Origin of the sequence: Rhodococcus sp. IEGM 1351 (assembly GCF_030056875.1) — a bacterium.
GTDB classification, from domain to species: Bacteria; Actinomycetota; Actinomycetes; order Mycobacteriales; family Mycobacteriaceae; genus Rhodococcus_F; species Rhodococcus_F opacus.
Genome location: NZ_JASHKU010000008.1, coordinates 191,191 through 217,041, shown reverse-complemented (window position 1 = coordinate 217,041; position 25,851 = coordinate 191,191). Strand labels below are relative to the sequence as shown.

25 protein-coding genes and 2 tRNA genes are annotated in these 25,851 nt (G+C 66.7%); 9 read left to right on the top strand and 18 right to left on the bottom strand.

Going from position 1 to position 25,851, the window contains the following annotated elements:
• Positions 1-13: 13 nt before the first annotated feature.
• Genes QM806_RS16515 through QM806_RS16505 form a run of 3 tightly spaced genes read right to left on the bottom strand, consistent with a single transcriptional unit; the run spans position 14 to position 2,130 of the window.
• Positions 14-691, bottom strand: a complete 678-nt coding sequence (locus QM806_RS16515; RefSeq protein ID WP_085999950.1) for a uracil-DNA glycosylase — start codon at positions 689-691, stop codon at positions 14-16.
• On the bottom strand, positions 688-1,209 hold the full coding sequence (locus QM806_RS16510; protein WP_005561411.1) for a gamma carbonic anhydrase family protein: 522 nt from the start codon (positions 1,207-1,209) through the stop codon (positions 688-690). The genes QM806_RS16515 and QM806_RS16510 overlap by 4 nt, the downstream gene beginning before the upstream one ends.
• A 9-nt stretch (positions 1,210-1,218) precedes the next feature.
• Entirely contained in the window at positions 1,219-2,130 is a 912-nt protein-coding gene (locus QM806_RS16505; RefSeq protein WP_005561412.1) for a thiamine-phosphate kinase, read from the bottom strand.
• 246 nt (positions 2,131-2,376) lie between these two features.
• Between QM806_RS16505 and QM806_RS16500 the strand changes: the two genes are divergently transcribed.
• Both QM806_RS16500 and QM806_RS16495 read left to right on the top strand, forming a co-directional pair.
• Entirely contained in the window at positions 2,377-2,610 is a 234-nt protein-coding gene (locus tag QM806_RS16500; protein ID WP_005240420.1) for an Lrp/AsnC ligand binding domain-containing protein, read from the top strand.
• Positions 2,611-2,612: 2 nt separating this feature from the next.
• Positions 2,613-3,209 carry a DUF3515 domain-containing protein gene (locus QM806_RS16495; RefSeq protein ID WP_005561414.1) on the top strand — a complete coding sequence of 199 codons (597 nt, stop codon included), beginning with the start codon at positions 2,613-2,615 and terminating at the stop codon, positions 3,207-3,209.
• Positions 3,210-3,228: 19 nt separating this feature from the next.
• Here the strand turns inward: QM806_RS16495 and QM806_RS16490 are convergent, their stop codons facing one another.
• The 3 genes from QM806_RS16490 to QM806_RS16480 all read right to left on the bottom strand — a co-directional run bounded on the left by QM806_RS16490 (position 3,229) and on the right by QM806_RS16480 (position 6,555).
• Positions 3,229-4,335, bottom strand: coding sequence for a D-alanine--D-alanine ligase family protein (locus QM806_RS16490; protein ID WP_054246964.1), 1,107 nt, complete (start codon positions 4,333-4,335; stop codon positions 3,229-3,231).
• A gap of 92 nt (positions 4,336-4,427) precedes the next feature.
• The gene (locus QM806_RS16485) at positions 4,428-5,552 is read right to left on the bottom strand and encodes a cystathionine gamma-lyase (RefSeq protein ID WP_120659264.1); all 1,125 of its coding nucleotides are present in this window, start codon (positions 5,550-5,552) and stop codon (positions 4,428-4,430) included.
• Between the two features lie 4 nt (positions 5,553-5,556).
• Positions 5,557-6,555, bottom strand: a complete 999-nt coding sequence (locus QM806_RS16480; protein WP_005561650.1) for an NAD(P)H-dependent glycerol-3-phosphate dehydrogenase — start codon at positions 6,553-6,555, stop codon at positions 5,557-5,559.
• Positions 6,556-6,725: 170 nt separating this feature from the next.
• On the opposite strand from QM806_RS16480, the gene cofC reads away from it, so the two are divergent.
• The 3 genes from cofC to QM806_RS16465 all read left to right on the top strand — a co-directional run bounded on the left by cofC (position 6,726) and on the right by QM806_RS16465 (position 10,670).
• A complete protein-coding gene (cofC, locus tag QM806_RS16475; protein WP_405135545.1) occupies positions 6,726-7,427 on the top strand; it encodes a 2-phospho-L-lactate guanylyltransferase in 702 nt (233 codons plus the stop codon).
• Positions 7,428-7,495: 68 nt separating this feature from the next.
• Complete coding sequence (locus tag QM806_RS16470; RefSeq protein ID WP_005259445.1) at positions 7,496-9,700, top strand: RNA degradosome polyphosphate kinase; 2,205 nt, start codon at positions 7,496-7,498, stop codon at positions 9,698-9,700.
• Between the two features lie 34 nt (positions 9,701-9,734).
• A complete protein-coding gene (locus QM806_RS16465) occupies positions 9,735-10,670 on the top strand; it encodes an NUDIX hydrolase (RefSeq protein WP_005240406.1) in 936 nt (311 codons plus the stop codon).
• A 103-nt stretch (positions 10,671-10,773) separates the two neighbouring features.
• Here QM806_RS16465 and QM806_RS16460 read toward each other — a convergent pair whose 3' ends face one another.
• From QM806_RS16460 to leuC, 3 genes are all read right to left on the bottom strand, one after another.
• A complete protein-coding gene (locus QM806_RS16460) occupies positions 10,774-11,376 on the bottom strand; it encodes an HU family DNA-binding protein (RefSeq protein WP_169693836.1) in 603 nt (200 codons plus the stop codon).
• A gap of 158 nt (positions 11,377-11,534) precedes the next feature.
• Complete coding sequence (gene leuD, locus QM806_RS16455) at positions 11,535-12,143, bottom strand: 3-isopropylmalate dehydratase small subunit (RefSeq protein ID WP_005240402.1); 609 nt, start codon at positions 12,141-12,143, stop codon at positions 11,535-11,537.
• A gap of 27 nt (positions 12,144-12,170) precedes the next feature.
• Positions 12,171-13,592 carry a 3-isopropylmalate dehydratase large subunit gene (gene leuC / locus QM806_RS16450; protein ID WP_025432333.1) on the bottom strand — a complete coding sequence of 474 codons (1,422 nt, stop codon included), beginning with the start codon at positions 13,590-13,592 and terminating at the stop codon, positions 12,171-12,173.
• A 138-nt stretch (positions 13,593-13,730) separates the two neighbouring features.
• On the opposite strand from leuC, the gene QM806_RS16445 reads away from it, so the two are divergent.
• The 3 genes from QM806_RS16445 to QM806_RS16435 all read left to right on the top strand — a co-directional run bounded on the left by QM806_RS16445 (position 13,731) and on the right by QM806_RS16435 (position 15,238).
• Positions 13,731-14,432 carry an IclR family transcriptional regulator gene (locus tag QM806_RS16445; protein WP_005240398.1) on the top strand — a complete coding sequence of 234 codons (702 nt, stop codon included), beginning with the start codon at positions 13,731-13,733 and terminating at the stop codon, positions 14,430-14,432.
• A 38-nt stretch (positions 14,433-14,470) separates the two neighbouring features.
• Positions 14,471-14,989: a pyridoxamine 5'-phosphate oxidase family protein gene (locus tag QM806_RS16440; RefSeq protein ID WP_005574162.1), complete on the top strand. Its 519-nt coding sequence runs from the start codon at positions 14,471-14,473 to the stop codon at positions 14,987-14,989.
• Between the two features lie 81 nt (positions 14,990-15,070).
• Positions 15,071-15,238, top strand: a complete 168-nt coding sequence (locus tag QM806_RS16435; RefSeq protein ID WP_005240394.1) for a DUF5302 domain-containing protein — start codon at positions 15,071-15,073, stop codon at positions 15,236-15,238.
• 61 nt (positions 15,239-15,299) lie between these two features.
• On the opposite strand, the gene QM806_RS16430 is transcribed toward QM806_RS16435, so the two are convergent.
• From QM806_RS16430 to QM806_RS16415, 4 genes are all read right to left on the bottom strand, one after another.
• Positions 15,300-15,372, bottom strand: a tRNA-Glu gene (locus QM806_RS16430).
• A 76-nt stretch (positions 15,373-15,448) separates the two neighbouring features.
• Positions 15,449-15,520, bottom strand: a tRNA-Gln gene (locus tag QM806_RS16425).
• A gap of 142 nt (positions 15,521-15,662) precedes the next feature.
• Complete coding sequence (gene gltX / locus QM806_RS16420; protein ID WP_120659265.1) at positions 15,663-17,138, bottom strand: glutamate--tRNA ligase; 1,476 nt, start codon at positions 17,136-17,138, stop codon at positions 15,663-15,665.
• 73 nt (positions 17,139-17,211) lie between these two features.
• Positions 17,212-17,985 (bottom strand): fumarylacetoacetate hydrolase family protein, encoded by a 774-nt coding sequence (locus QM806_RS16415; protein WP_005574166.1) that lies wholly within the window; start codon positions 17,983-17,985, stop codon positions 17,212-17,214.
• 115 nt (positions 17,986-18,100) lie between these two features.
• Here QM806_RS16415 and QM806_RS16410 point away from each other — a divergent pair, with 115 nt between their 5' ends.
• Positions 18,101-19,345 carry an MFS transporter gene (locus QM806_RS16410; protein ID WP_120659266.1) on the top strand — a complete coding sequence of 415 codons (1,245 nt, stop codon included), beginning with the start codon at positions 18,101-18,103 and terminating at the stop codon, positions 19,343-19,345.
• On the opposite strand, the gene QM806_RS16405 is transcribed toward QM806_RS16410, so the two are convergent.
• The 5 genes from QM806_RS16405 to QM806_RS16385 form a co-directional block, all read right to left on the bottom strand.
• Positions 19,342-20,352: a 3-isopropylmalate dehydrogenase gene (locus QM806_RS16405; RefSeq protein WP_283292038.1), complete on the bottom strand. Its 1,011-nt coding sequence runs from the start codon at positions 20,350-20,352 to the stop codon at positions 19,342-19,344. The two genes, QM806_RS16410 and QM806_RS16405, sit on opposite strands and share 4 nt — an antisense overlap.
• Positions 20,353-20,423: 71 nt before the next feature.
• Positions 20,424-22,019: a phosphoglycerate dehydrogenase gene (gene serA, locus QM806_RS16400; protein WP_005264744.1), complete on the bottom strand. Its 1,596-nt coding sequence runs from the start codon at positions 22,017-22,019 to the stop codon at positions 20,424-20,426.
• A gap of 223 nt (positions 22,020-22,242) precedes the next feature.
• Positions 22,243-23,244, bottom strand: coding sequence for a ketol-acid reductoisomerase (ilvC, locus tag QM806_RS16395; RefSeq protein ID WP_061700158.1), 1,002 nt, complete (start codon positions 23,242-23,244; stop codon positions 22,243-22,245).
• A 49-nt stretch (positions 23,245-23,293) separates the two neighbouring features.
• Positions 23,294-23,797, bottom strand: coding sequence for an acetolactate synthase small subunit (gene ilvN / locus QM806_RS16390; RefSeq protein WP_005240383.1), 504 nt, complete (start codon positions 23,795-23,797; stop codon positions 23,294-23,296).
• Entirely contained in the window at positions 23,794-25,737 is a 1,944-nt protein-coding gene (locus QM806_RS16385; protein WP_007296851.1) for an acetolactate synthase large subunit, read from the bottom strand. Before QM806_RS16385 ends, ilvN begins: the two co-directional genes overlap by 4 nt.
• Positions 25,738-25,851 lie beyond the last annotated feature (114 nt).

Here is a 25,851-nt window from a genome sequence, read left to right as displayed (position 1 = left end):
GGAAATTCGCCGATTACGGCAGCTGCCAGTTCACCGGCTCGGCACCCAGTCCGTCGAGGAGTTCGTTCGCCCGGCTGAACGGTCGCGATCCGAAGAATCCGCGCGACGCGGACAACGGTGAGGGGTGGGCCGACTCGATGGTCGGCACGTCGCCGAGCATCGGTTTCAACGTGGACGCGTCCCGGCCCCACAGAATTGCGACGAGGGGTTCGGGGCGCGCCACGAGAGCGCGAATGGCCTGCTCGGTCACCGCTTCCCAGCCCTTCTTCCGGTGTGAGGCCGGGAGTCCGGGCTGCACGGTGAGAACCCTGTTCAGCAGAAGCACTCCCTGGCGCGACCACGGGGTGAGGTCCCCGGTGGTGGGTGTCTCGTAGCCGAGGTCCTTGCTGTATTCGGTGAAGATGTTGCCGAGGCTGCGCGGCACCGGGCGCACGTCCGAGGCCACCGAGAAACTGAGACCGACCGCGTGCCCGGGTGTGGGGTACGGGTCCTGACCCACGACCAGGACCTTGACCTCGGAGAACGGGTGGGTGAACGCCCGCAGGACGTTCTCTCCCGTGGGGAGGTACTCACGCCCGTCGGCGATTTCCGCGCGCAGGAACTCGCCCATCTCCGCGATCCGCCCGGACACGGGTTCGAGTGCGTCTGCCCATCCGGCCTCGACGAGGTCCGACAGCGGCGCCGCCATCAGTCGAGCCTGCGCAGCGAGTCGCGGTAGTAGGCCGCGTTCGCGGCGTACATCTTCACGTTCATCGCGAGGTGCCCCTCGGGAACCTCGTAACCCTGCCGGATCTTCGCGGGGACGCCGAGTGCCATGCTGCGCGGTGGAACCTCGAACTTGAACGGAACGACGGCGCCGGCTCCGACGACCGAACCGGCACCGATGACCGAACCGTTGAGCACGATCGATCCGGACGCGATCAGGCAGTGGTCGCCGATCGTGGATCCTTCGATGTGCGCGGCGTGACCGACGACGCACCCCGAGCCGATGACGGTGGGATCGACCATCGTGCAATGGATCACGGTGCCGTCCTGGATGTTCGTGTCGGCGCCGACGGTGATGGTGCCGTAGTCGGCGCGGAGCACGGCCTGTGGCCACACCGAGGTTCCTGCCGCCAGGGTCACGTTCCCGATCACCACGGCGTCGGGATGGACGTAGGCGTCCGGATGGATGTCGGGTTCGCGGTCCCCGAGCGCGTAGATAGCCATGCGTGCAACCTATACCGAGAAGCTCTGCCAGCCGCCGGCCCCCGGCCAGGTCTCGCCGTCGACCGAGATGCCGGACCCGTCGTGCACCGCGCCGATCGTCGTCCACCCCGCGGGGAGCGGGACGTCGGCAGGAAAGCTGGCGGCGAAGCCATGGTCCTCTCCCCCGGTGAGCACCCATTCCCAGTGGTCGGCGCCGAGAAGCTTCGCCGCCGCCACCAGTTCGGGTGAGACGGCCATGTGGGATCGGGTGAGGGACATTCCGACGCCGGAGGCGTCGCAGATGTGACCGAGATCGGCGAGGAGCCCGTCGGAGATGTCGGTCATGGCGTGGGCGCCCCCGTCCGCGGCGGCCCAGGCGGCGGAATACGGTGGAGTGGGGACACGATGTGCGGCGAGAAGATCCGGGAAATCCGAGGACCCGCCGAGCAGCAGCGCGAGTCCGGCCGCCGACCGGCCGAGTTCGCCGGCCACCGCGACGACGTCGCCCGGCAGCGCGCCAGACCGCCGGATCGGGCTCCTGCCACCCAGATCACCGAGGACGGTGACGGAAATCACGACCTGCCCGGCCTGCACGAGATCACCGCCCACGACGCCGGCCCCGAGTTCCTCGGCGCTCTCCCCGATTGCCGCCGAGATGCCGTCCGCCACGTCGATCGACGTGTCCGGCGGCAGGCCGAGGGAAACCAGGAAAGCGGTGGGGCGCGCCCCCATCGCCGCGACGTCGGCTGCGTTCTGTGCCACCGCCTTGCGGCCCACGTCTCGCGGGGACGACCAGTCGAGCCGAAAATGCCTGTCCTGCACCAGCATGTCGGCGGACACCGCCACCCGGCCGTCGGCCGCCCGGACGAGGGCGGCGTCGTCGCCGGGGCCGATCAGGGTGGACAGGGGCTGCACCCGTCCCTCCACCGCTCGGCCGATCACGGCGAACTCGCCGACGTCGGCGACGGTGAGGGGCGGGTTCGGGTCCGGGGAATCCGTCGGTGTGATGGTGTGCCTCCAGTGTCGGGTGGCCCGGGCAGCGGCCGTGGGTCCGGTCGACGGGATGTGCGACTGCGGTACCTTTTAGCTGTTGCCGGGACTTCTCGGCACGTGACCGATCAGCGCGCCGAAGCACCCGCGACTCTACCGAGATCATGCGGCGCGGAGCAGGGAAGGGCCGGAGCGAGAGTGCAAGCGTTCATCCTGATCCAGACCGAAGTCGGCAAGGCCGCGGCGATCGCGACCGAGATCGCGAAGATCACCGGAGTCCGGACCGCCGAGGACGTGGTCGGACCGTACGACGTCATCGTGCGGGTGTCCGCCGACGATGTCGCCCCCGTCGTCAAGGAGATCCGTCAGGTCTCCGGCATCACTCGCACCCTCACCTGCGACGTCCCCGAAAAGTCTGCGAACAAGAACTGAGCATGTCCGACCTCGAACCCGAACAGAACGCCCCCGCCGGCAACTCCGACCCGGTTCCCGGGGAGCGGCGCAATCCCGCACTCATCGCGACGGCCGTTGCGCTCCCCGTGGCCCTGGTCATCGGCATCGTCGTCGCGGCGGTGTTCGCCGGCCGGAACCCGGTGAAGGAACCCGTGTCGCTGGGCCCCGTGCCCGCGCCCGCATCCGGCTCCGCGGAGTGCGCCACCCTGATGGCGGGCCTTCCCGAGGCTCTGGGCGACTACACGCGCGCCGAACTCACCGAACCCGCTCCCGAGGCGACCGCCGCGTGGCAACCGGCCGAGGGCGAACCACTCGTCCTGCGTTGTGGTCTGGACCGCCCCGCGGAGTTCGATCAGGCTTCGCCGCTGCAGGTCATCGACGGAGTTCAGTGGTTCGAGATCTCGGGCGCGAGCGCCGGAATCGACGCGAGCAGCTATTTCGCCGTCGACCGCGGCGTGTACATCGGACTCACGGTTCCCACCGGGGTGGGACCGACGCCGCTTCAGGACATTTCCGGTGCGGTGTCGCAGGCGTTGCCGCAGCAACCCCTCGATCCGGCGCCCGTGGCGAATCCCTGAGCGCCGGACCGCGATTTCTCTAGCGGAGACCGACGCCGCGCGCAAGGGCGGTGTCGACCAGGGTCGAGACGAGGGCGCCGTAGTCGACGCCCACCGCACCCCACATGCGCGGGTACATCGAGATCGACGTGAATCCGGGCATCGTGTTGATCTCGTTGATCACCGGGCCGTCTTCGGTCACGAAGAAGTCCACCCGCGCGAGTCCCTGGCAGTCGAGCGCGGAGAACGCGCGCACCGCGAGTTCACGGATCTCTTCGCTGACCGATTCGTCGAGTTTCGCGGGCACGTCGAACTCGCACACGTCGTCGAGGTATTTGCTGTCGAAGTCGTAGAACGCCTCGTCGTCGCCTGCGCCTTCCGGCATCCGGATCTCGGCGATGACGCTGGCCCGCACGTCGCCGTCCGGGAACTCGAGGACTCCGCACTCGACCTCGCGGCCGACGATCCCGGATTCGACGATCACCTTCGGGTCGTGCAGACGGGCGTGGGTGATGGCGTCGTCGAGCGCGGCCCACTCGGCCACCCGGGTGATGCCGATCGAGGATCCGCCGCGGGCCGGCTTCACGAATACCGGGAGGTGGAGGCGGGACTTCTGTTCGTCGGTCAGCGTGGCGGTGCCGGGGCGCAGGACGACCTGGTACCCGATGGGCAGGCCTTCCGCGGCGAGCAGCTTCTTCGTGAATTCCTTGTCCATACCGGCAGCGCTGGCGAGCACGCCGGGACCGACGTACGGGACACCTGCGAGTTCGAGCAGGCCCTGGATCGTGCCGTCCTCGCCGTAGGCGCCGTGCAGGACGGGGAAGACGACGTCGACCGAGGCCAGGATCTTGCCCGCTTCGCCGTCGTCGAGGGCGACGAGGTCACCGGACCGCGTCGGGTCGGCGGTGAGGGCCAGTGCGGACCCGTCGGCATCGACGCTGGGCAGTGCCCGGCCGCGGATGGCCAGCGTCTCGGGGTCGGTGGAGCCGAGAACCCACGAGCCCTCGGTGGTGATGCCGATCGGCACCACCTCGTACCGTTCCGGGTCGAGGTTCCTCAGGACGCTTCCGGCCGACACACAGGACACGGAATGCTCGTTGCTGCGGCCACCGAAGATGACGGCTACCCGGGTACGCGGTTTACTCACGACACAAACCGTACCGTCGCCGTGACCCGCTCACCGCACCCACCTCTCCTCATATTTCCTTCGCCGACCTCACGACACGTCGGGTGCCGCACTCACAATGCGGACAGGGCTTGCTCGAGATCGGCGACGAGGTCTTCGGTGTCCTCGATTCCACACGAGATCCGCACGAACCCGTCGGGCACGGGGTCACCCCACCGGGCCCGGCGGTCGGCGCTGGTGTGGATGCCGCCGAAGCTCGTCGCAGGCACGAGGAGCTCACTTCCGGCCACGAGTCGGTGGAACTGTTCGGCGGAGTCCACCTCGAAGCTCACCAGCCCGCCGAATCTACGCATCTGACCGGCGGCGACGGCGTGCGCAGGATCTTCGGGCAGCCCCGGGTACCGGACACGGTGAGCCGCCGGGTGCGACTCGAGCAGGGCCGCGAGGGCCAGGGCGTTGGCGCACTGCCGCTCGAATCGCAGACCGGCCGTCCCGAGACTCCGGTGGGCGAGCCACGTCTCGAACGGCCCCAGCACCGTGCCCGACAGCGCCCTCTCGCGTTCCATTCCGGCCAGGAAGTCGGCGTCCGACGCGGCGATGTACCCCATGAGGAGATCACTGTGACCGCTCAAAGTCTTTGTGCCGCTGGCGACTACCACGTCGGCGCCGAGTTCGAGCGGCTGCTGGCCGAGTGGGGTGGCGGTCGTGTTGTCCACCACGAGAACGGCGCCCGCGTTGGCGCACTGCTCGGACACGGCGCGCAGATCCACCACGTCGAGGGACGGGTTGGCCGGAGTCTCGGCCACCACCACCGTCGTCCCCTCGGCGGACGCCAGCAGTGCGGCGGCCGCCTCGCCGGCCATGTCGGCGGTCCGCAGTTCGTGCACGGTGATGCCCATCGGCTCCAGGCGCTCCCGCGCGTACGCACGCACCTGGTAGTAACCGTCGGACGGAACGACCACGGTGTCACCGGCGGTGAGCAGACTCCGCAGCACGACGGTGACCGCCGACATCCCGGAGCCGACGACGAGTGCGCCCGCGGCGCCCTCGAGCGTCGCCAGCGCCGATTCGAGGTCGCGCCACCCCGGATTGGAGGCACGCGCGTAGGTGTCGGACTCGGTTCCCTCGTCCGCGCTCAGCTGATAAGGCGCAGCGAAAACCGGCCCCCTCTGCATCGGTGAGCCGGGAACATTCTCTGCGGCAACGGCTTTGACGCAGCGGGTGGAATCACCACTCACGAGTTCACTCCGGCTTCGTGCGGCGGCCGAGCAGCTGACCGATCGCGTCCTGCACCACGAGGCCCTCGTGGCACACCCGGTGCACGGCATCGGTCAACGGCATCTCGACGTCGTAACTGGCGGCGAGAGCCCGCACCGACGAGCACGATTTGACGCCCTCGGCGACCTGACCGTGAGTGGCCGCCTGGGCACTCTCGATCGAACCACCCTGGCCGAGGCGTTCACCGAACGACCGATTGCGCGACAGGGGCGACGTGCACGTCGCAACCAGATCACCCACTCCCGCGAGACCCGCGAGGGTGGCAGGTTTCGCACCGAGCGCTACTCCCAGCCGGATGATCTCGGCCAGACCGCGAGTGATGATGCTCGCAATCGTGTTCTCTCCCAAACCGATTCCCGACGCCATACCGCAGGCGAGGGCGATGACGTTCTTGCAGGCGCCGCCGACCTCGCACCCGATGACGTCCGAATTCGTGTACGGACGGAAGTATCCGGTGGCCGAAGCCTTCTGCAGTTCCAGCGCCCGCGTCGAATCCGTGCACGCGACGACCGTCGCCGCCGGCTGACCGATCGCGATCTCCCGGGCCAGATTGGGCCCGGACAGGACGGCGACCCGCCCCGGGTCTGCGCCGGTGACCTGGATGATCACCTGACTCATCCGCATGAGGGTGCCGGTCTCGATGCCCTTGGCGAGGCTCAGGAGGGTGGCGTTCTCGGGGATCATCGGACTCCAGACCTGCAGATTGTCGCGCAGGGACTGCGACGGCACCGCGAGAACGACGATGTCGGCGCCGTCGAGTGCGGCCCGCGCGTCGTCGGTGGCGGTCAACGACGGAGGCAGGGCGATGCCCGGCAGGTAGTCCGTGTTCTCGTGCCGCGACACGATCGATTCGGCGACCTCACCGCGTCGCGCCCACATGGTGACATCGGTCCCGGCGTCGGCCAGGACCTTCGCAAATGCAGTCCCCCATGAACCCGCTCCCAGTACCGCAGCCTTGCTCACACAGCCCCCTCGTCGTTCGTTACCCGATGCGTCGCCCACAGTATTGCCGATGCCGAGGTCGAGCGCCGCCCCGCCACCGAACTCGTTCGCTGCTCAGCGGCGACCGGGCGTCCGCAGCACCACCCCGCGCGGGCTGGCAAGATATCCGCATGAGCACAGCGACCCGATCCGTGGCGCCGCGCGCGCACGTACTCGTCGCCGTGAAGGAACTCCACGCGGCCAAGACGCGGCTGTCGGGTGTCTTCGACACGGACGACCGCACCGGACTGGTGCTGTCGATGCTGCGCGACACCCTCGCCGTCGTCAGCGATGTCGCGACGGTCGTCGGTGTCACCGTGGTCACGCCGGACCCCGCGGTGGCGCGGCTCGCACGCAGCGTCGGCGCGCATGTCTACGCCGACCCCGCACCCGTTTCCACCGAAGACCGGCCGGACGAGGCCGGCACCGAGCACGGTCTCAATGCGGCGCTGTCGGCGGCGGCCGAGCACGTCCGCAGCAACGAGCGCGGAGTCGACGTCGTCGCACTCCAGGCCGATCTTCCGTCTCTGCGCGGAGGTGAATTCGGTGAAGCACTCGCCGCGGCGAGAACCGGCGGCAGGTCGGTGGTCGTCGACCATCACGGCACCGGAACCGCCGCACTGTTCTCCTGCGACCCGGAAATTCCGCTCGATCCCCGGTTCGGACCGGGATCGGCGAAGCGGCATCTCGAATCGGGGGCCCGTCCCCTCGACGGGCACTGGCCGGGTCTGCGGACCGACGTCGACACCGCCGACGATCTCGATGCCGCGCAGGCTCTCGGCGTCGGACCTGCGACGCGTGCCGCACTCGACGCGCTCGAACACACCGCCCCCTCGCGCTGCGGAAACGAGTAGGCAACGCACCGCGTGTGAATTTGCCCCATCGATTGTCCGCGGCCGAATTCTCGAGGGATGATCGTGGGGTGAGTAACCGAGAAGCACTCGACCAGCAGACCGACGTCGACGGAAAGAACGGAACCCGCGACGGCATCGTCACGGCGAATCCCACGAACGTTCCCATGGCGCCCCCCGCTGCCACGAGTGCCCTCACGAGCGCACTGACCGACGGACTCCCCGAAGATCGTTACCTGAACCGCGAACTCAGTTGGCTCGATTTCAATGCCCGGGTTCTCGCCCTCGCCGAGGACACGTCGCTGCCGCTGCTCGAACGCGCCAAGTTTCTCGCCATCTTCGCGTCCAATCTGGACGAGTTCTTCATGGTCCGCGTCGCCGGACTCAAGCGCCGCGACGAGACCGGGCTTTCCGTGCGGTCCGCCGACGGCCTCTCCCCCCGCGAACAGCTCTCGCTGATCGCGACCCGGACCCAGGAGATCTCGGAGAAGGCCGCACGGGTCTTCCTCGACTCCGTTCGTCCCGCGCTTGCCGCCGAAGGGATCTCCATCATCGGATGGGACGATCTCACCGACGACGACCGCGAGCGCCTGTCCGTGCATTTCCAGGACCAGATCTTCCCCGTACTCACTCCGCTCGCCGTTGACCACGCCCACCCGTTCCCGTACATCAGCGGCCTGAGTCTCAACCTCGCGGTGACGGTGAAGGATGCGGTCACCGGTGGCGAACACTTTGCGAGGGTCAAGGTTCCGGACAACGTGGGCCGGTTCGTCCGCGTCCGCCGCGACGAGACTCCCTCCTCCATCGACGCGTTCCTGCCGCTGGAAGATCTGATCTCCGCTCACCTCGACATGCTGTTCCCGGGCATGGAGATCGTGGAGCACCATGCATTCCGGATCACGCGCAACGCCGATTTCGAGGTCGAGGAAGACCGCGACGAAGATCTGCTGCAGGCGCTCGAGCGTGAGTTGGCCCGCCGCCGCTTCGGTTCACCGGTGCGACTCGAGGTCGCGGACGACATGACCGAGCACATGCTCGAACTCCTCCTGCGCGAACTCGACGTCGATCCCGGCGACGTCATCCAGGTACCCGGACTGCTGGATCTGTCGTGCCTCTGGCAGGTGTACGCGGTCGACCGACCCGCCCTCAAGGACGCACCGTTCGTCCCGGCAACGCATCCCGCGTTCGGCGAGCGCGAAACGCCCAAGAGCGTCTTCTCCACTCTCCGCGACGGCGACGTCCTGGTCCACCACCCGTACGACTCGTTCTCCACGAGCGTCCAGCGCTTCATCGAACAGGCCGCGGCCGACCCCCAGGTTCTGGCGATCAAGCAGACTCTCTACCGCACTTCGGGCGACTCCCCCATCGTCGACGCGTTGATCACCGCCGCCGAGGCGGGCAAACAGGTTGTGGCACTGGTCGAGATCAAGGCGCGATTCGACGAGCAGGCGAACATCAAGTGGGCCCGCAAGCTCGAGCACGCGGGTGTGCACGTGGTGTACGGACTGGTCGGGCTCAAGACCCACTGCAAGACGTGCCTCGTCGTCCGTCGCGAAGGGTCCACCATCCGGCGTTACTGCCACATCGGCACCGGCAACTACAACCCGAAGACCGCCCGGCTCTACGAGGACATCGGCCTGCTCACCGCGGCACCCGAGATCGGCGCAGACCTCACCGACCTGTTCAATTCCCTCACCGGCTACTCGCGGAAGACGCAGTACCGCAACCTCCTCGTCGCGCCGTACGGTGTGCGCCGGGGAATCATCGAGCGGATCGACGGTGAGATCGCGCACAAGCTGCGGGGCGAGGACGCCGGAATCCTGCTGAAGGCCAACGCCTTGGTCGACGAACAGGTGATCGACTCGCTCTATCGCGCATCCAAGGCCGGTGTGCCCGTCGATATCGTCGTGCGTGGCATCTGCGCCCTCAAGCCCGGAGTTCCCGGCCTGAGTGAGAACATCCACGTCCGGTCGATTCTCGGACGTTTCCTCGAGCATTCCCGCGTCTTCCATTTCCGCGGCGCCGACGAATTCTGGATCGGCAGCGCAGACATGATGCACCGCAACCTCGACCGGCGCGTCGAGGTCATGGCGCAGGTGAAAGATCCTCGACTCACTGCTCAGATAGGCGAGATCATCGATTCCGCGCTCGATCCCGTCACGCGGTGCTGGGTGCTCGGGGCCGACGGCCGGTGGGTTCCGTCGCCTGCCCACGGCGAGGAGGTTCGCGACCACCAGGAGGCCATGATGCGCAAACGAATGGGCACCGGATCCTGATCGCGGCGAATCCGCGGAAGAAGGAAGGAACTCGGTGAGCAGTTCACCCGGCAAACCGGTCAAAGCCAATATCTTCGCCGCGGGCGCCGTGCTGTGGCGAAAATCTCCCGGTAACCCCGACGAGATCGAGATCGCGCTCATTCACCGGCCCAAATACGAGGACTGGTCATTTCCCAAGGGAAAGCTCGACCCCGGCGAGACTGCCGTGGTGGCCGCACTGCGTGAGGTGGAAGAAGAGACGGGAATTCGCGGGCGTCTCGGCCGGCATCTCGGCGCGTTGACGTATCCGATTCCGGGCCACCGCCGATTGAAACGTGTCGAATACTGGGCGGCAGAAGCCCGTGCCGGCGAATTCGTCTCCAACAGCGAAGTGGACGAAATGCGGTGGCTTCCCGTATCCGAGGTCGCCGATCAGCTGTCGTACCCCATGGATCGCAAGATGCTCCGTCGATTCACGGCTCAGCCACCCGACACCGCGACCGTGCTGCTGGTCCGGCACGCCAAGGCTGGAAGCCGGAAACGGTACAAGGGTGACGACACCACCCGGCCCCTGGATGCGAACGGCCAACTCCAGGCCGAAGCGCTCGTCGCGCAGCTCGAGGCGTTCGGAGCCACGGACATCACGTCGGCCGACCGGACGCGGTGCACACAGACGGTCGAGCCGCTGGCACGCGCGTTGGACACGACCGTCCGGTTGGATCCGCTGCTGTCCGAGGAGAGTTACACCGCCGACCCGGTGGCCACTCGCACACGGGTCCGCAAGATCGCCGCTCTCGGCGGAGTTCAGGTGATCTGCAGTCAGGGTGGCGTCATTCCCGATCTGCTCGACTGGTGGGCGGAGATCGACGGCATCGCGCTTCCCCCGGCGCGGAACCGAAAGGCGAGCACCTGGGTGCTCTCGCTGTCCGGTGGCAAACTCATCGCCGCCGACCATATCGACAGTCCGCTGCCTCCCACCCGGAAGGACTGAGACCCGCCGACCGGAGTTCACCGGGACACCAGGCGAACACAGACAGGCGCCAACCCCCAGGGTCGGCGCCTGTCTGTGTTCGGGCAGTCCTGTGTGCGCTGTATTACTTGGCGCGCTTCGCGGGAGCCTTCTTTGCTGCGGTCTTCTTGGCTGCAGTCTTGGCCGGAGCCTTCTTTGCTGCGGTCTTCTTGGCAGCCGTGGTCTTGGCCGGAGCCACCTTCTTCGCCACGGTCTTCTTGGCAGCCGTGGTCTTGGCCGGAGCCTTCTTGGCCGCAGTCTTCTTGGCGGCCACGGTCTTGGCCGGAGCTGCCTTCTTGGCTGCGGTCTTCTTGGCAGCCGTCTTCTTGGCAGCAGCCTTCTTGGCGGCGGCCTTGGTGGCGGGTGCCGCTGCACCGCGCTTGACTGCCGGACCGGTGGCCGGAAGCTTCTGGCCGCCAGCGATAACCGCCTTGAACTGAGCGCCCGGACGGAACGCCGGCACCGACGTCGGCTTGACCTTGACGGTCTCACCCGTGCGCGGGTTACGTGCGACACGTGCCGCGCGACGACGCTGCTCGAAGACACCGAAACCGGTGATGGTCACGCTGTCGCCGCGGTGCACTGCCCGGACGATCGTGTCCACGACATGCTCGACAGCTTCCGTTGCCGTGCGCCTGTCCGTGCCCAGTTTCTCGGTCAGAACATCGATGAGCTCTGCCTTATTCATTGAAATTCCTCCGCGAACTAATGGTCCATCATCGGACCGACTACGAACTACGGTAAACCTGAATACCGCAGGAGTCTATGTGCCACGCCAATTCTCATACAACGCGGCACCATTCTCAGGAACTTATTATCTGGGAGACAGGGCTCCGATTCCAACTTTCAGTCGGCCGGAGTGGGCTCCGGAAGAGTCGCAGGTTTCCAAGAAGGCCTTGACTTTTCGAACTCGGAAATGGCTTCTACCTGCCGCAATGTCAATCCGATGTCGTCCAGACCCTCGATCAGACGCCATCGCGTGTAGTCATCAATCGCAAAGGGCACCACGGTGGTTCCGGCCGTCACAGTCTTGTTCTCGAGGTCGACAATCAATTCGAGACCGGGTTGCTCGTCGAGCAACTTCCAGAGCAGTTCGACGTCCGACTGGGCTACCTGAGCGGCCAGCAGACCGGCCTTGCCGGCGTTGCCCCGGAAGATGTCCGCGAAGCGAGACGCGATCACGACCCGAAATCCGAAGTCGGATAGCGCCCACACGGCGTGCTCCCGGGAGGAGCCCGTGCCGAAATCGGGCCCGGCCACCAGAACGCTGCCCTTGTCGTACGGGGCGACGTTCAGAACGAAGTTCGGATCGTTCCGCCACGCGGCGAACAGACCGTCCTCGAAACCGGTGCGGGTCACTCGTTTCAGGTAGACCGCCGGAATGATCTGGTCCGTGTCCACGTTGGATCGCCGCAGCGGAACGCCGATACCTTTGTGTGTGCTAAAGGATTCCATCGAAAAATCTCCTAAATTCCTTGGGTCCTAGGCCAGATCTGTCGGCGCGGACAGTGTTCCCCGGACTGCGGTCGCGGCGGCGACCAGCGGCGAAACCAGGTGAGTCCGGCCGCCCTTGCCTTGACGGCCTTCGAAATTGCGGTTGGACGTGGAGGCCGAACGCTCGCCGGGCGCGAGCTGATCCGGGTTCATCCCGAGGCACATCGAGCACCCCGCCTGCCGCCATTCGGCGCCCGCGGCGGTGAAGATCTCGCCGAGACCCTCCTTTTCGGCCTGCGCGCGCACGCGCATCGAGCCCGGCACGATCAGCATCCGGACCCCGTCGGCGACGTGGCGGCCGCGCAACACGTCGGCCACGGCCCTCAGATCCTCGATCCGGCCGTTGGTGCACGAACCCACGAAAACTGTGTCGATCGCCACCTCACGCAACGGAGTTCCGGCTTCGAGACCCATGTAGGTCAACGCCTTCTCCGCGGCGTGACGCTCGCTCTCGTCCACGATCTCGGCCGGATTCGGCACGGCCTCGCCGAGCGGCAGGCCCTGCCCCGGGTTGGTGCCCCAGGTCACGAACGGCGTCAGCGAGCTCGCGTCGATGTGGACCTCGTTGTCGAAAACCGCGCCCTCGTCGGTCTTCAACTGCTCCCAGGCCTCCACCGCGGCGTCCCAGTCGGCACCCTTCGGCGCGTGGGGTCGTCCCTTGATGAATTCGTAGGTGATCTCGTCGGGGGCGATCATGCCTGCTCGCGCACCCGCCTCGATGGACATGTTGCAGACGGTCATCCGCGCTTCCATCGACATCTTCCGGATCGCTTCGCCGCGGTACTCCAGGACGTAGCCCTGGCCTCCACCCGTTCCGATCTTCGCGATGACAGCCAAAATGAGATCTTTACTCGTCACGCCTTCGGGCAATTCGCCGTCGACGGTGATCGCCATCGTCCGGAAAGGACGCAACGACAGCGTCTGCGTCGCCATGACGTGTTCGACCTCACTGGTGCCGATACCCATCGCGAGCGCGCCGAACGCGCCGTGGGTGGACGTGTGGCTGTCACCGCACACCACGGTCATGCCGGGCTGGGTGAGACCGAGCTGGGGTCCGACTACGTGGACGATGCCCTGATCGATGTTTCCCATCGGGTGCAGCCGGACACCGAATTCCTCACAGTTGCGCCGCAGCGTGTCCACCTGGGTCTTGGAGACGGGGTCTGCGATCGGCTTGTCGATGTCGACGGTGGGGACGTTGTGGTCCTCGGTGGCGATCGTCAGGTCGGGCCGGCGCAGTGGGCGCCCCGCCAGCCGGAGTCCGTCGAATGCCTGCGGACTCGTCACTTCGTGAACGAGATGCAGGTCGATGTAGATGAGGTCGGGGTTGTCTCCCTCACCCCGGACCACGACGTGGTCTTCCCACACCTTCTCTGCCAGGGTGCGTGCTTTCTCCGCCATCTTCTCCACCTCTGTGTGTCTTCTCGCACCGCGGGCTTCGGGCCGGTCCGCCGTGCGCCTGATGTCGTTACCCTCTTCCCGGACACGCACTCGACGTGAGGCGAAGGTGCGCTATGATCCCAGTATGCGAGAAAGTGGTATCGACCTATGAGACAGCATAGCGGCATCGGGGTCCTTGACAAAGCGGTGGGCGTGCTGCATGCCGTGGCCGAGAAGCCCTGCAGCCTCACCGAACTGTGCTCGCGCACCGGACTCCCCCGCGCCACCGCCCACCGGCTGGCCGTCGGGCTCGAGGTCCACCGCCTCCTGACCCGCGACTCCGACGGGCTGTGGTGCCCCGGTCCCGGCCTCGCCGAACTCGCTGCAACGGCTAACGATCCGCTCGTCTCGGCGGCGGCGCTCGTCCTTCCGCGATTGCGCGAGATCACCGGTGAGAGCGTGCAGCTGTACCGCCGGGAGGGCACGCAGCGCATCTGTGTGGCGGCGATGGAGCCGCCCACGGGCCTCCGCGACACCGTTCTCGTCGGGGCACGACTGCCGATGAGCGCCGGCTCGGGTGCCAAGGTCCTTCTCGCCTGGGCCGACCCACAGACTCAGCGCGCGATTCTTCCCGACGCGGCGTTCGGCGAACGCGTGCTGCTCGAGGTTCGCAGACGCGGCTGGGCGCAGAGCGCCGCCGAGCGGGAACCCGGTGTCGCCAGTGTCGCCGCACCCGTACGGGATGCCGGCGGCGCTGTCATCGCAGCGATTTCGGTGTCCGGACCCATCGACAGAATGGGCAGGCGCCCCGGCGCCCGGTGGGCGGCCGACCTGCTCGCCGCCGCGGAGGCGTTGCACAAGAGACTCTGACCACTCACGACCGCCGTTCACCGCGACAGGAGAAGCCGATGGGGAAGAACCAACGATCGCAGATCACGATGACGGATTCGGAGATCGCCGAATTCGTGGATCGGAGCCGGATCGCCACGCTCGCAACGGTGGCAGCGGACGGCAGACCTCATCTGGTCGCCATGTGGTACGCCGTGATCGACGGCGAGATCTGGTTCGAGACGAAGTCGAAATCGCAGAAGGCGGTCAACCTGCGCCGTGACGATCGGGTCACCGTCCTGATCGAGGACGGCCAGACGTACGACACCCTGCGCGGACTTTCCATCGAGGGCCGGGCGGAGATCGTGGAGGACCCGGACGCGATGTTCGCGGTCGGGGTCAGCGTGTGGGAACGCTACACCGGGCCCTACACCGACGATCTGCGTCCCGCCATCGATCAGCTGCTGTACAAGCGGGTTGTCGTGCGGATCGTTCCCGAGCGCATCAGGAGCTGGGATCACGCCAAGCTCGGCATGCCCGCGATGCCGGTGGGCGGGACCACGGCCGCGTACCTGGAGACGGCCGACCGCCGCGCCTGATCCCGGGCAGAAAAACGGGAGCATTCTCGGTGCCCTCGGCGTAGCTTCACAGAGTGAACCGACTACCCGAGGGAGTTCACCATGACTGACGCCAGTAACGAGGACACGAAAAAGAAATTCCGCGAAGCACTCGAGCGGAAGAATCATCAGGCCGGGCTGTCCACCGATCACAAGGACGGACATTCCAAGGCGCACGAGGCCCACGGGCCTGCCGACCACAAACGCGAATTCCGCCGCAAGACCGGATAAACGACACATCGTCCGGATAAAGAGAAACACCCTCCAATTTCTTGGAGGGTGTTTCTTTTTGTAGCCCCGACGGGATTCGAACCCGCGCTACCGCCTTGAGAGGGCGGCGTCCTAGGCCGCTAGACGACGGGGCCAGGAACTTTGTCTTGCTTTGGAAGCTCAGCAAGCATAGCTTCCAGAAGTTCGGAGTCAAAATCGGCCGAACTTCCGCTGGGGTACCAGGACTCGAACCTAGAATGGCGGTACCAGAAACCGCTGTGTTGCCAATTACACCATACCCCAATGGCCGTTCTCGAACCGCTGAGCTTCTGGGCTCTGCGGCCCGCCTCGGGCCGAAGAAGAGATTACCAGCCTACTGCCGGGATTTACCAAATCGTATGGTCAGAGGCTATTTTTGCACCCTTTTCGGCCCGAGAGCGGCGTTCTAGCCGGCGATGCCGGCCCGCGCAGAGCGCAGCCGGGACAACGAAACGTCGCGTCCGAGCAGTTCCATCGATTCATAGAGCGGCGGGCTGATGTGCGAGCCCGTGACGGCCACCCGCACCGGAGCGAACGCCTTACGTGGCTTGAGGCCCAGTTCGTCCACGAGAGCGGTCTTGAGGGACTCTTCCAGTGAGGCCGCATCCCACGCCTCGACTGCGTCCAGCGACGCGAGGGCGGCGTCCAGTACGGGTGCGGCGTCGGCGCCCAGGTTCTTGGCAGCGGCGGCAGGATCGATCGCGAAGTCGGCCTCGTCGACGAACAGGAACTTCAGCAGATCCCAGGCGTCGGACAGGACGACGATGCGCGTCTGAACCAATTCGGCAGCGGTCGCGAAGACGGACTCGTCCACGGTCTCCCCGAGATGGCCGTGGAGCGTCAGGAACGCGCGCAGCCGCGCGGCGAAATCAGCGGGCTCGAGCAGCCGGATGTGCTCGGCGTTGATCGCGTCGGCCTTTTTCTGGTCGAACCGGGCCGGATTGGAATTGACCTTGGAGATATCGAAGGCGGCGACCATCTCGTCCAGCGAGAACACGTCGTGGTCGTCGGAAATACCCCAGCCCAGCAGCGCCAGGTAATTCAACAGTCCCTCGGGGACGAAACCGCGATCGCGATGGATGAAGAGATTCGACTCGGGGTCGCGCTTGGACAGTTTCTTGTTGCCCTGCCCCATGACGAACGGCAGATGCCCGAACTTCGGAGTGAACTCGGCCACGCCGATCCGCTGCATCGCCTCGTAGAGGGCGAGCTGCCGCGGCGTCGACGACAGCAGGTCCTCGCCGCGTAGGACGTGTGTGATCTTCATCAACGCGTCGTCGACGGGGTTGACCAACGTGTACAGCGGAATCCCGTTGCCGCGGGTGAGGGCGAAGTCGGGAACGGTTCCGGCCTTGAACGTCGTCTCGCCGCGCACGAGGTCGTCCCACGTCAGGTCGTGGTCCGGCATCCGGAGGCGGACCACGGGTTTGCGGCCTTCGTCGAGGAACGCCTGCCGCTGCTCCGGTGTTCGATCACGATCGAAGTTGTCGTAGCCGAGCTTGGGATCGCGGCCGGCCGCCTTGTGCCGCTCCTCGACCTCCTCGGGTGTCGAGAACGACTCGTACGCCTCGCCCGCCGCGAGCAACTTCGCGACGACATCCAGATGCAGGTCCCGTCGCTGGGACTGGCGGTAGGGCTCGTACGGTCCCCCGACCTCCGGGCCCTCGTCCCAGTTCAATCCGAGCCAGCGCAGCGCGTCCAGGATCGCCTGGTACGACTCCTCGCTGTCACGGGCAGCATCGGTGTCCTCGATGCGGAACACGAACGAACCACCGTTGTGTCGGGCGAACGCCCAGTTGAACAGGGCGGTTCGGACAAGCCCCACGTGCGGGGTTCCGGTGGGCGACGGGCAGAAACGGACGCGAACTTCGCTTGTGGTCATGGCTCACTTGGGTCGACGCTGGGAAAACGGACTCCTACAGGCTAGTCCGCTCCCGATTTCGACACGAGAGCCGTCAGCGCTTGGCAGTCACCGGGTTGGTGAGGGTGCCGATACCACCGATGGTCACGCTCACGCTCTGACCGTCGACGATCGGACCGACGCCTTCCGGAGTGCCCGTGAGGATGACGTCGCCCGGGAGCAGCGTCATGACAGCCGACACCCATTCGATGATCTTCGGAATGTCGTGCAGCAGAAGCGAAGTGTTGCTCGACTGCTTCACCACCCCGTCCACCTCGGTGGTGATGTCGACGTCGGAGGCGTCGAGCCGGGTCTCGATCCACGGTCCCAGTGGGCAGAACGTGTCGTGCCCCTTCGCCCGCGTCCACTGCCCGTCCTGGCGTTGGTGGTCACGGGCCGACACGTCGTTGGCGGCCGTATACCCGAGCACCACGTCGAGAGCCTTGGCGGCGGGCACGTCCTTGCAGGGGCGTCCGATGACGACCGCGAGTTCTCCTTCGTAATGAACTTCATTGGAGGACTTCGGCAGGACGATGGCGGCGTCGGGGCCCACGATCGAGGTGTTGGGCTTGAGGAAGATCACAGGATCGGCCGGCGCCTCTCCCCCCATCTCGGCGGCGTGGGCGGCGTAGTTCTTTCCGATCGCGACGACCTTGCTCGCGAGGATCGGTGCCAGCAGTCGCACATCGGCGAGCGGCCAGCTCCGGCCGGTGAAAGTGGGGGTGCCGAACGGGTGCTCGGCGATCTCCTTCGCGATCCGGGACTCCTCGTCCCCCTCGATACTGACGAACGCAACACCATCGGGACTTGCCACTCGACCAAGACGCATGGCGCCGAGTCTATCGGCCCCGGTTCACCGCCGTACCGGGACGCCGCGGGACGCGGGGTATAGACTCCACACGATCCCCAATATATGAGAATTCAATCCTAGATATTGAGATGACATGACCGCATCGATCGACACGCCGTCCGCCGTCGGAACTGCCCGCAGATGGTGGATGCTCACCCTCGGGATGTTCGCCCAGGCCGCACAGGCGGTCTTCGTCAACGGCGTCGCCTTCCTGATCCCCGAACTCCAGGAGAACCACGGGCTCAGCCTCGCCCGCACCGGGCTCCTCGTCGCCGCACCCACCCTCGGAGTCATGCTGACGCTGATCGCGTGGGGCGCCCTGGCCGACCGCTACGGCGAACGCCGAGTGCTGGCCGCCGGAATGGCGGCCACGGCGGCCGCGGGAATCGGCGCGACCCTGTCCGGATCGCTCACGGCCACCGCGGCCTTCCTGCTGCTCGGCGGCATGGCGGCGGCCTCGGCGAACGCCGCGAGTGGGCGCGTCGTCGTCGGATGGTTCCCGCCCGAGCGCCGCGGACTCGCGATGGGTATCCGGCAGATGTCGCTGCCGCTGGGCATTGCCTGCGCTGCGCTGACGCTCCCCTCGGTCGCACACGACCACGGCATCGGATGGGCGCTCGCGCTGCCCGCCGCCCTGTGCGCGACTGCCGCGCTGGCCTGTGCACTCTGGGTGGTCGATCCGCCCAGGCCGAGCCGAAGCGCCGCGGAGGATCTCGGCATGCTCGCGAATCCGTATCGCGACAGCGGCACTCTGTGGCGCATCCACGCCGTCTCGGTGCTGCTCGTCGTGCCCCAGTACACGGTATGGACGTACGCGCTCGTATGGTTGATCTCCGAAAGGCATTGGGAAGCAACGGCGGCAGGCCTGATCGTGACAGTCGCCCAGATCCTCGGCGCATTCGGCCGAATGGGAGTCGGTTTCTGGTCCGACGTGGTGGGCAGTCGCATGCGTCCGCTTCGCTGGGTCGCCGTCGCAGGCGGAGTGTCGATGGCGGCGCTCGCCGTGACGGATGCGATGGACTCGCCACTGGCGATCGCGGCGCTGTTGGCAGCGTCCGTCGCGACCGTGGCACCGAACGGCCTCGCCTTCACCGCCGTCGCCGAGATCGCGGGTCCGTTCTGGGGCGGACGCGCGCTCGGCGTTCAGAACACCGGTCAGTTCGTCGCGGCCTCGATCGTTCCCCCGGTGTTCGGCGCACTGATCGGAATCGTCGGCTTCCCGGTGACTTTCGCCATAGCTGCGGGATTTCCGGCCGCCTCGATACCACTGATCCCCGTGGCCCGGTCCGAAGACCGGGCCACGGGGATCGAGGGAGACAAGATCGAATCGCGGTCCTAGAGGGCGGCGGCGATCCGGTCGCCGACCTCCGACGTGACGACCTTCGAGTCACCACGGGACGCCAGATCGGCCTCGACGGCAGCTTCGATGCGCGCAGCATCGCCGTCCCTGCCGACGTGACGCAGCAGCAGCGCCGCGGACAGGATGGCCGCCGTGGGGTCCGCGATCCCCTGGCCGGCGATGTCCGGGGCGCTGCCGTGCACCGGCTCGAACATCGACGGGTTGGTCCCCGACGCGTCGATGTTTCCCGACGCCGCCAGTCCGATGCCTCCCGTGACCGCACCCGCGAGGTCGGTGATGATGTCGCCGAACAGGTTGTCCGTGACGATCACGTCGAAGCGCGACGGATCGGTGACCATATAGATGGTGGCCGCGTCGATGTGGCAGTACGCCGTCTCCACGTCCGGGTATTCGGCGGACACCGTCTCCACGGCACGCGTCCAGATCGCACCGGCGTTGGAGAGGACGTTCGTCTTGTGGATCAGGGTGACGTGCTTACGCCGGGTCTGCGCGAGCGCGAACGCGTAACGCACCACCCGCTCGGCACCGAACCACGTGTTGATCGACACCTCGGTCGCGATCTCGTGCGGGGTGCCGACGCGGATCGCGCCACCGTTACCGGTGTACGGCCCCTCGGTGCCCTCGCGCACGACCACGAAATCGATGTCCGGCTGCGCCGCGAGCGGCGACTTCGATCCCGGATAGAGCTGCGACGGACGCAGATTCACGTGATGATCCAACGCGAATCGCATGTTCAGCAGCAGACCCCGCTCGAGCACACCCGGCGTCACCGACGGGTCGCCGATGGCGCCCAGCAGGATCGCGTCGTGCTCGCGGATCGCCGCGAGATCGGCGTCCGGGAGGAGTTCCCCGGTGGCGTTGTATCGACGGGCACCGAGGTCGTACTCGGTGGTCTCGAGATCGGGTACGAGCTTCCGCAGCACCTTCAACGCCTCGGCCATGACCTCGACACCGATGCCGTCACCCGGAATGACCGCAAGCTTCATGAACGCCTCACTTCACATAGAGCTGTGCGCGTGCCACGACAACGGGGGTCGTGACACGCGCACAGTGGGGATTAGGCCAGGTTGACGAGCTCGATCTTGGTGGCGCCGACGGCGGTGGAGATCGCGTCCCGCACCTCGCTCGGCACCTCCCGGTCGACGCGGAGGAGGATGGTCGCACCCTCGCCTTCGGCGTCCTGGCTGAGCTGCGCAGCCTGGATGTCGATGCCGGCATTGCCGAGCTGCGTGCCGATCTTGCCGAGCGCGCCGGGCTGATCGGTGTAGTTGACCACGAGGTTGAGACCCTCGGCGCGCAGTTCGAAGTTGCGGCCGTTGATGTTGACGATCTTCTCGACCTGCTGGGGGCCGGTCAGCGTGCCCGAGACGTTGATGACACCGCCGTCGCCGAACACGGCGCGCAGGTCCACCACGCTGCGGTGGTTGGGGCTCTCGGCGGCCTTGGTGACCTCGGCCGTGACGCCGCGCTCTTCCGCGAGTGCGGGAGCGTTGACGAACGTGACCGCGTCCTCGATGACGGCGGAGAACACACCGCGCAGAGCCGAGAGCGCGAGCACCTCGACGTCCTCGGAGGCGAGCTCGCCGCGCACGTCGACGGAGAGGTTGACGGGCAGTTCACCCGACAGGGCGCCGATGAGCACACCCTGCTTGCGGACGATCTCGAGCCACGGGGCAACTTCCTCGCCCACCGCGCCACCGGACACGTTGACGGCGTCGGGAACGAAATCGCCTGCGAGAGCGAGCAGTACAGACTTCGCGACGTCGGTTCCGGCGCGGTCCTGAGCCTCGCTCGTGGACGCACCGAGGTGCGGCGTCACGACGACCTCGGGCAGGTCGAACAACGGGCTGTCGGTGCAGGGCTCGGTCTCGAACACGTCGAGGCCCGCGGCGCGCACGTGACCCGACTTGATGGCCTCGGCCAGCGCGGCCTCGTCGATCAGGCCGCCACGGGCAGCGTTGACGATGACGACGCCCTTCTTGGTCTTCGCCAGGTTCTCCGTGCCGAGCAGTCCCTTGGTCTCGGGAGTCTTGGGGAGGTGCACGGAGATGAGGTCGGCGCGCTCGAGCAGTTCGTCGAGGGTGACGAGCTCGATGCCGAGCTGCGCGGCACGGGCGGCCGACACGTAGGGGTCGTACGCGATGACGTGCGTCTCGAACGCGGCGAGACGCTGCGCGAACAGCTGGCCGATGCGGCCGAGGCCGACGACGCCGACGGTCTTGCCGAAGATCTCGACACCGTTGAATTTGCTGCGCTTCCATTCGCGGTCGCGCAGGGTGGCGTCGGCAGCGGGGATCTGGCGGGCGGTGGCGAGCATCAGCGCGACGGCGTGCTCGGCGGCCGTGTGGATGTTGGACGTCGGGGCGTTGACGACCATGACACCACGCTCGGTGGCGGCGGGTACGTCGACGTTGTCGAGACCGACGCCGGCGCGGGCGACGATCTTGAGCTTGGTACCGGCCGCCAGGACCTCGGCGTCCACGGTGGTGGCGGAACGGACGAGGATCGCGTCGGCCTCGGGCACCGCCGCGAGCAGGGCCGGTCGATCAGGTCCGTCGACCCATCGCACCTCCACACCGTCGCCCAATGCCTCGACGGTGGACGGCGCGAGCTTGTCGGCGATCAGAACTACAGGACGGCCTGGCTGGCTCACGTGCAAACTCCCTGAGTAGGTGGGTGTGGGGGTGTTTTAACCACACACAGCTTAGTCCGCCCTCACAGGGAAACCGCATCCTGGTCTGCGATACCACATAGTGGACGCCTGCAACAACGGAATCGGACACGAAACAACACCGGCCCAATGTCACATCGGGGCCTCTGACGAGACCGATGCGACATCGGGCCGGTGGTTCGGTGGAACTGTAAAGCAGTGAAACCTAGGCGGTTTCGGTGATCGGGCGGTCGACCCAGCTCATCAGGTCGCGCAGCTTCTTGCCGGTGACCTCGATGGGGTGCTCGGCGTTGGCCTTGCGCAGGCCCTCGAGCTCGGTGTTGCCGTTCTCGACGTTGGCGACGAGGCGGCGGGTGAACTCACCCGACTGGATGTCGGCCAGGATCGCCTTCATGCGCTCCTTGGTGCCTGCGTCGATGACGCGCGGGCCGGAGAGGTAACCACCGAACTCCGCGGTGTCGGACACCGAGTAGTTCATGCGGGCGATGCCACCCTCGTACATGAGGTCGACGATGAGCTTGAGCTCGTGCAGCACCTCGAAGTACGCCATCTCGGGCGCGTAGCCGGCCTCGACCATGACCTCGAAACCGGTCTTGACCAGTTCCTCGGTGCCGCCGCAGAGCACGGCCTGCTCGCCGAAGAGGTCCGTCTCGGTCTCTTCCTTGAACGTGGTCTTGATGACGCCGGCGCGGGTGCCGCCGATGCCCTTGGCGTAGGACAGTGCGAGGGCCTGGCCCTCACCCTTCGGGTCCTGGTCGATCGCGATGAGCGCGGGAACACCCTTGCCGTCGACGAACTGACGACGCACCAGGTGGCCGGGGCCCTTGGGGGCGACCATGCCGACGGTGACGAACTCCGGAGCCTTGATCAGGTCGAAGTGGATGTTGAGGCCGTGTCCGAAGAACAGCGCGTCGCCGTCCTTCAGGTTGGGCTCGATGTCATTGGTGAAGATCGACGCCTGCGCGGTGTCGGGTGCGAGCACCATGATCACGTCGGCCCACTCGGAGACCTCGGCGGGGGTGCCGACGGTCAGGCCCTGCTCCTCGGCCTTCGCGCGGGACTTCGAGCCTTCCTTCAGGCCGATACGCACATCGACGCCCGAGTCGCGCAGGCTCAGCGAGTGCGCGTGGCCCTGGCTTCCGTAACCGATCACAGCGACCTTGCGGCCCTGGATGATCGACAGATCGGCATCGTCGTCGTAGAACATCTCGACTGCCACAGTTCAACCTCTTTCTTGGATTTGCGTATCTAAAGTACTAGCGAGTGGCCGTGATGGACTTCGGCCCCCGTCCCACGGCCACGACCCCGGACTGCACGATCTCCCGGATACCGTACGGATCGAGCATCCGCAGCAGCGCATCCAGCTTGGATCGCGTTCCAGTCGCCTCGATCGTGACCGACTCCGGGGAGACGTCGATCACCTTGGCGCGGAACAGATTCACCGTCTCGATCACCTGCGTGCGCACGCTGGCGTCGGCTCGCACCTTGATGAGCACCAGCTCGCGGGCGACGGAGGCCTCACCGTCCTGCTCGACGATCTTGATGACGTTGATGAGCTTGTTGAGCTGCTTGGTCACCTGTTCGAGCGGGAACTCGTCGACAGTCACGACGATGGTCATGCGGGAGATCTCGGGAAGCTCGGTGCCACCGACGGCGAGCGACTCGATGTTGAACCCACGACGGGAGAACAGCGCGGCCACCCTGGCCAGCACGCCCGGCTTGTCCTCGACGAGAACACTGAGGGTGTGGCTCGTACTCACTGATCTTCCTCCCCGGCCGCTGCGGCCATGCCCGAACGCTGCTCGCGCTCCATGGCCTCGTGAATGACGGCCGGCTCGGCGGCCGCCTCGTCGTCGTCGAACAGCGGGCGGATGCCCCGCGCCGCCATGATCTCGTCGTTGCTCGTGCCCGCCGCGACCATCGGCCACACCTGAGCGTCGGCGCCGACGATGAAGTCGATCACCACAGGCTTGTCGTTGATGGCCTGCGCCTCACGGATCGCCGCCTCGACGTCCTCTTCGCGCTCGACGCGAATCCCGTGGCAGCCCAACGCCTCCGCCAACTTCACGAAGTCGGGGATGCGGATCGCGCCGTGCGTGCCGAGATTGGTGTTGGAGTAGCGCTCGTCGTAGAACAGTGTCTGCCACTGGCGCACCATGCCGAGGTTTCCGTTGTTGATGAGCGCAACCTTGATCGGGATGCCCTCGAGCGCGCAGGTGGCGAGTTCCTGATTGGTCATCTGGAAGCAGCCGTCACCGTCGATGGCCCACACCTCGGTGTCGGGCATGCCCATCTTGGCGCCCATCGCGGCGGGGACGGCGTAACCCATCGTGCCGAGACCGCCGGAGTTCAGCCAGGTGCGCGGCTTCTCGTAGTTGACGAACTGCGCGGCCCACATCTGGTGCTGGCCGACGCCGGCGCAGTAGATCGCGTCGGGACCGGCGAGCTTGCCGACCGACTGGATCACGTACTCCGGGGACAGCGCGCCGTCGGAGGGACGGTCGTAGCTGAGGGGGTACGTGCGACGGATGCCGTCGAGGTACGCCCACCACTCGGTGAGGTCCAGCGTGGTTCCGGTGGCCAGGTCAGCCTTGATCGCCTCGATCAGTTCGACGATGACCTCTTTGCAGTCGCCCACGATCGGGACGTCCGCGTACCGGTTCTTGCCGATCTCCGCCGGGTCGATGTCGGCGTGGATGACCTTGGCGTCGGGGGCGAACGAATCGAGCTGACCGGTGACCCGGTCGTCGAAACGCGCGCCGAGCGTGATCAGCAGGTCGCTGCGCTGCAGTGCCGCCACCGCCGCGACGGTGCCGTGCATGCCGGGCATGCCGCAGTTCAGCGTGTGGCTGTCCGGGAACGCGCCGCGCGCCATCAGCGTGGTGACCACCGGGATGCCGGTGAGCTCGGCCAGTTCGAGCAGTTCCGGAGACGATTCCGACTTGATGACGCCGCCACCGACGTACAGCACCGGGTGCTTCGCGTCGGCGATCAGGCGGGCCGCCTCGCGAACCTGCTTGCCGTGCGGCTTGGTGACGGGACGGTAGCCGGGCAACCGCATCTCCGGCGGCCACGAGAACGTGGTCTGCGCCTGGAGAACGTCTTTCGGGATGTCGACGAGCACCGCGCCGGGACGACCGCTGGAGGCGAGGTAGAACGCCTCCGCGATGATCCGGGGAATGTCGACGCCGTCGGTGATGAGGAAGTTGTGCTTGGTGATCGGCATCGTGATGCCGGAGATGTCGGCTTCCTGGAACGCGTCCGTGCCGATGAGCGCGCGGCCGACCTGTCCGGTGATGGCCACGACCGGAACGGAGTCCATCTGCGCGTCGGCGAGCGGCGTCACGAGGTTGGTCGCACCGGGACCGGACGTCGCCATACAGACGCCCACCTTGCCGGTCGCCTGGGCGTACCCGGTGGCGGCGTGGCCTGCACCCTGCTCGTGACGGACGAGCACGTGCCGGACCTTCTTCGAGTCGAAGAGCGGGTCGTAGACAGGCAGAACGGCACCACCCGGAATGCCGAATACCGTGTCGACCTCGAGCTCCTCGAGGGCTCGGACCACGGACTGGGCGCCGCTGACCCGCTCGGGGGCGAGTTGGCGGCGGCTACCGGTCTGAGTCGCGGCGGCCGCGGTCGTCGGGCTTGCTGCCCCCGACTTGCGCGGCGTGGGTTGAGGCCGTGCGGTTGGTGCGCTCACTGGGAAATCCTCTGATTCTGGCTCCGGGCAACAAAAAACCCCCGTCAGCTGATGCTGTACGAGGGTGGCGCGTCGTTATCTGGCGAGTTGAAGGAATCGACTCAGGCGACGACG

What these genes read in the sequence shown, in the direction of transcription:
- QM806_RS16510 (WP_005561411.1), bottom strand. Translation starts at nt 1,209, where the DNA reads ATGGCTATCTACGCGCTCGGGGACCGCGAACCCGACATCCATCCGGAC.
- QM806_RS16495 (WP_005561414.1), top strand. Translation starts at nt 2,613, where the DNA reads ATGTCCGACCTCGAACCCGAACAGAACGCCCCCGCCGGCAACTCCGAC.
- QM806_RS16460 (WP_169693836.1), bottom strand. Translation starts at nt 11,376, where the DNA reads ATGAATAAGGCAGAGCTCATCGATGTTCTGACCGAGAAACTGGGCACG.
- leuD (WP_005240402.1), bottom strand. Translation starts at nt 12,143, where the DNA reads ATGGAATCCTTTAGCACACACAAAGGTATCGGCGTTCCGCTGCGGCGA.
- QM806_RS16445 (WP_005240398.1), top strand. Translation starts at nt 13,731, where the DNA reads ATGAGACAGCATAGCGGCATCGGGGTCCTTGACAAAGCGGTGGGCGTG.
- QM806_RS16440 (WP_005574162.1), top strand. Translation starts at nt 14,471, where the DNA reads ATGGGGAAGAACCAACGATCGCAGATCACGATGACGGATTCGGAGATC.
- QM806_RS16435 (WP_005240394.1), top strand. Translation starts at nt 15,071, where the DNA reads ATGACTGACGCCAGTAACGAGGACACGAAAAAGAAATTCCGCGAAGCA.
- gltX (WP_120659265.1), bottom strand. Translation starts at nt 17,138, where the DNA reads ATGACCACAAGCGAAGTTCGCGTCCGTTTCTGCCCGTCGCCCACCGGA.
- QM806_RS16415 (WP_005574166.1), bottom strand. Translation starts at nt 17,985, where the DNA reads ATGCGTCTTGGTCGAGTGGCAAGTCCCGATGGTGTTGCGTTCGTCAGT.
- QM806_RS16410 (WP_120659266.1), top strand. Translation starts at nt 18,101, where the DNA reads ATGACCGCATCGATCGACACGCCGTCCGCCGTCGGAACTGCCCGCAGA.
- QM806_RS16405 (WP_283292038.1), bottom strand. Translation starts at nt 20,352, where the DNA reads ATGAAGCTTGCGGTCATTCCGGGTGACGGCATCGGTGTCGAGGTCATG.
- ilvC (WP_061700158.1), bottom strand. Translation starts at nt 23,244, where the DNA reads ATGTTCTACGACGACGATGCCGATCTGTCGATCATCCAGGGCCGCAAG.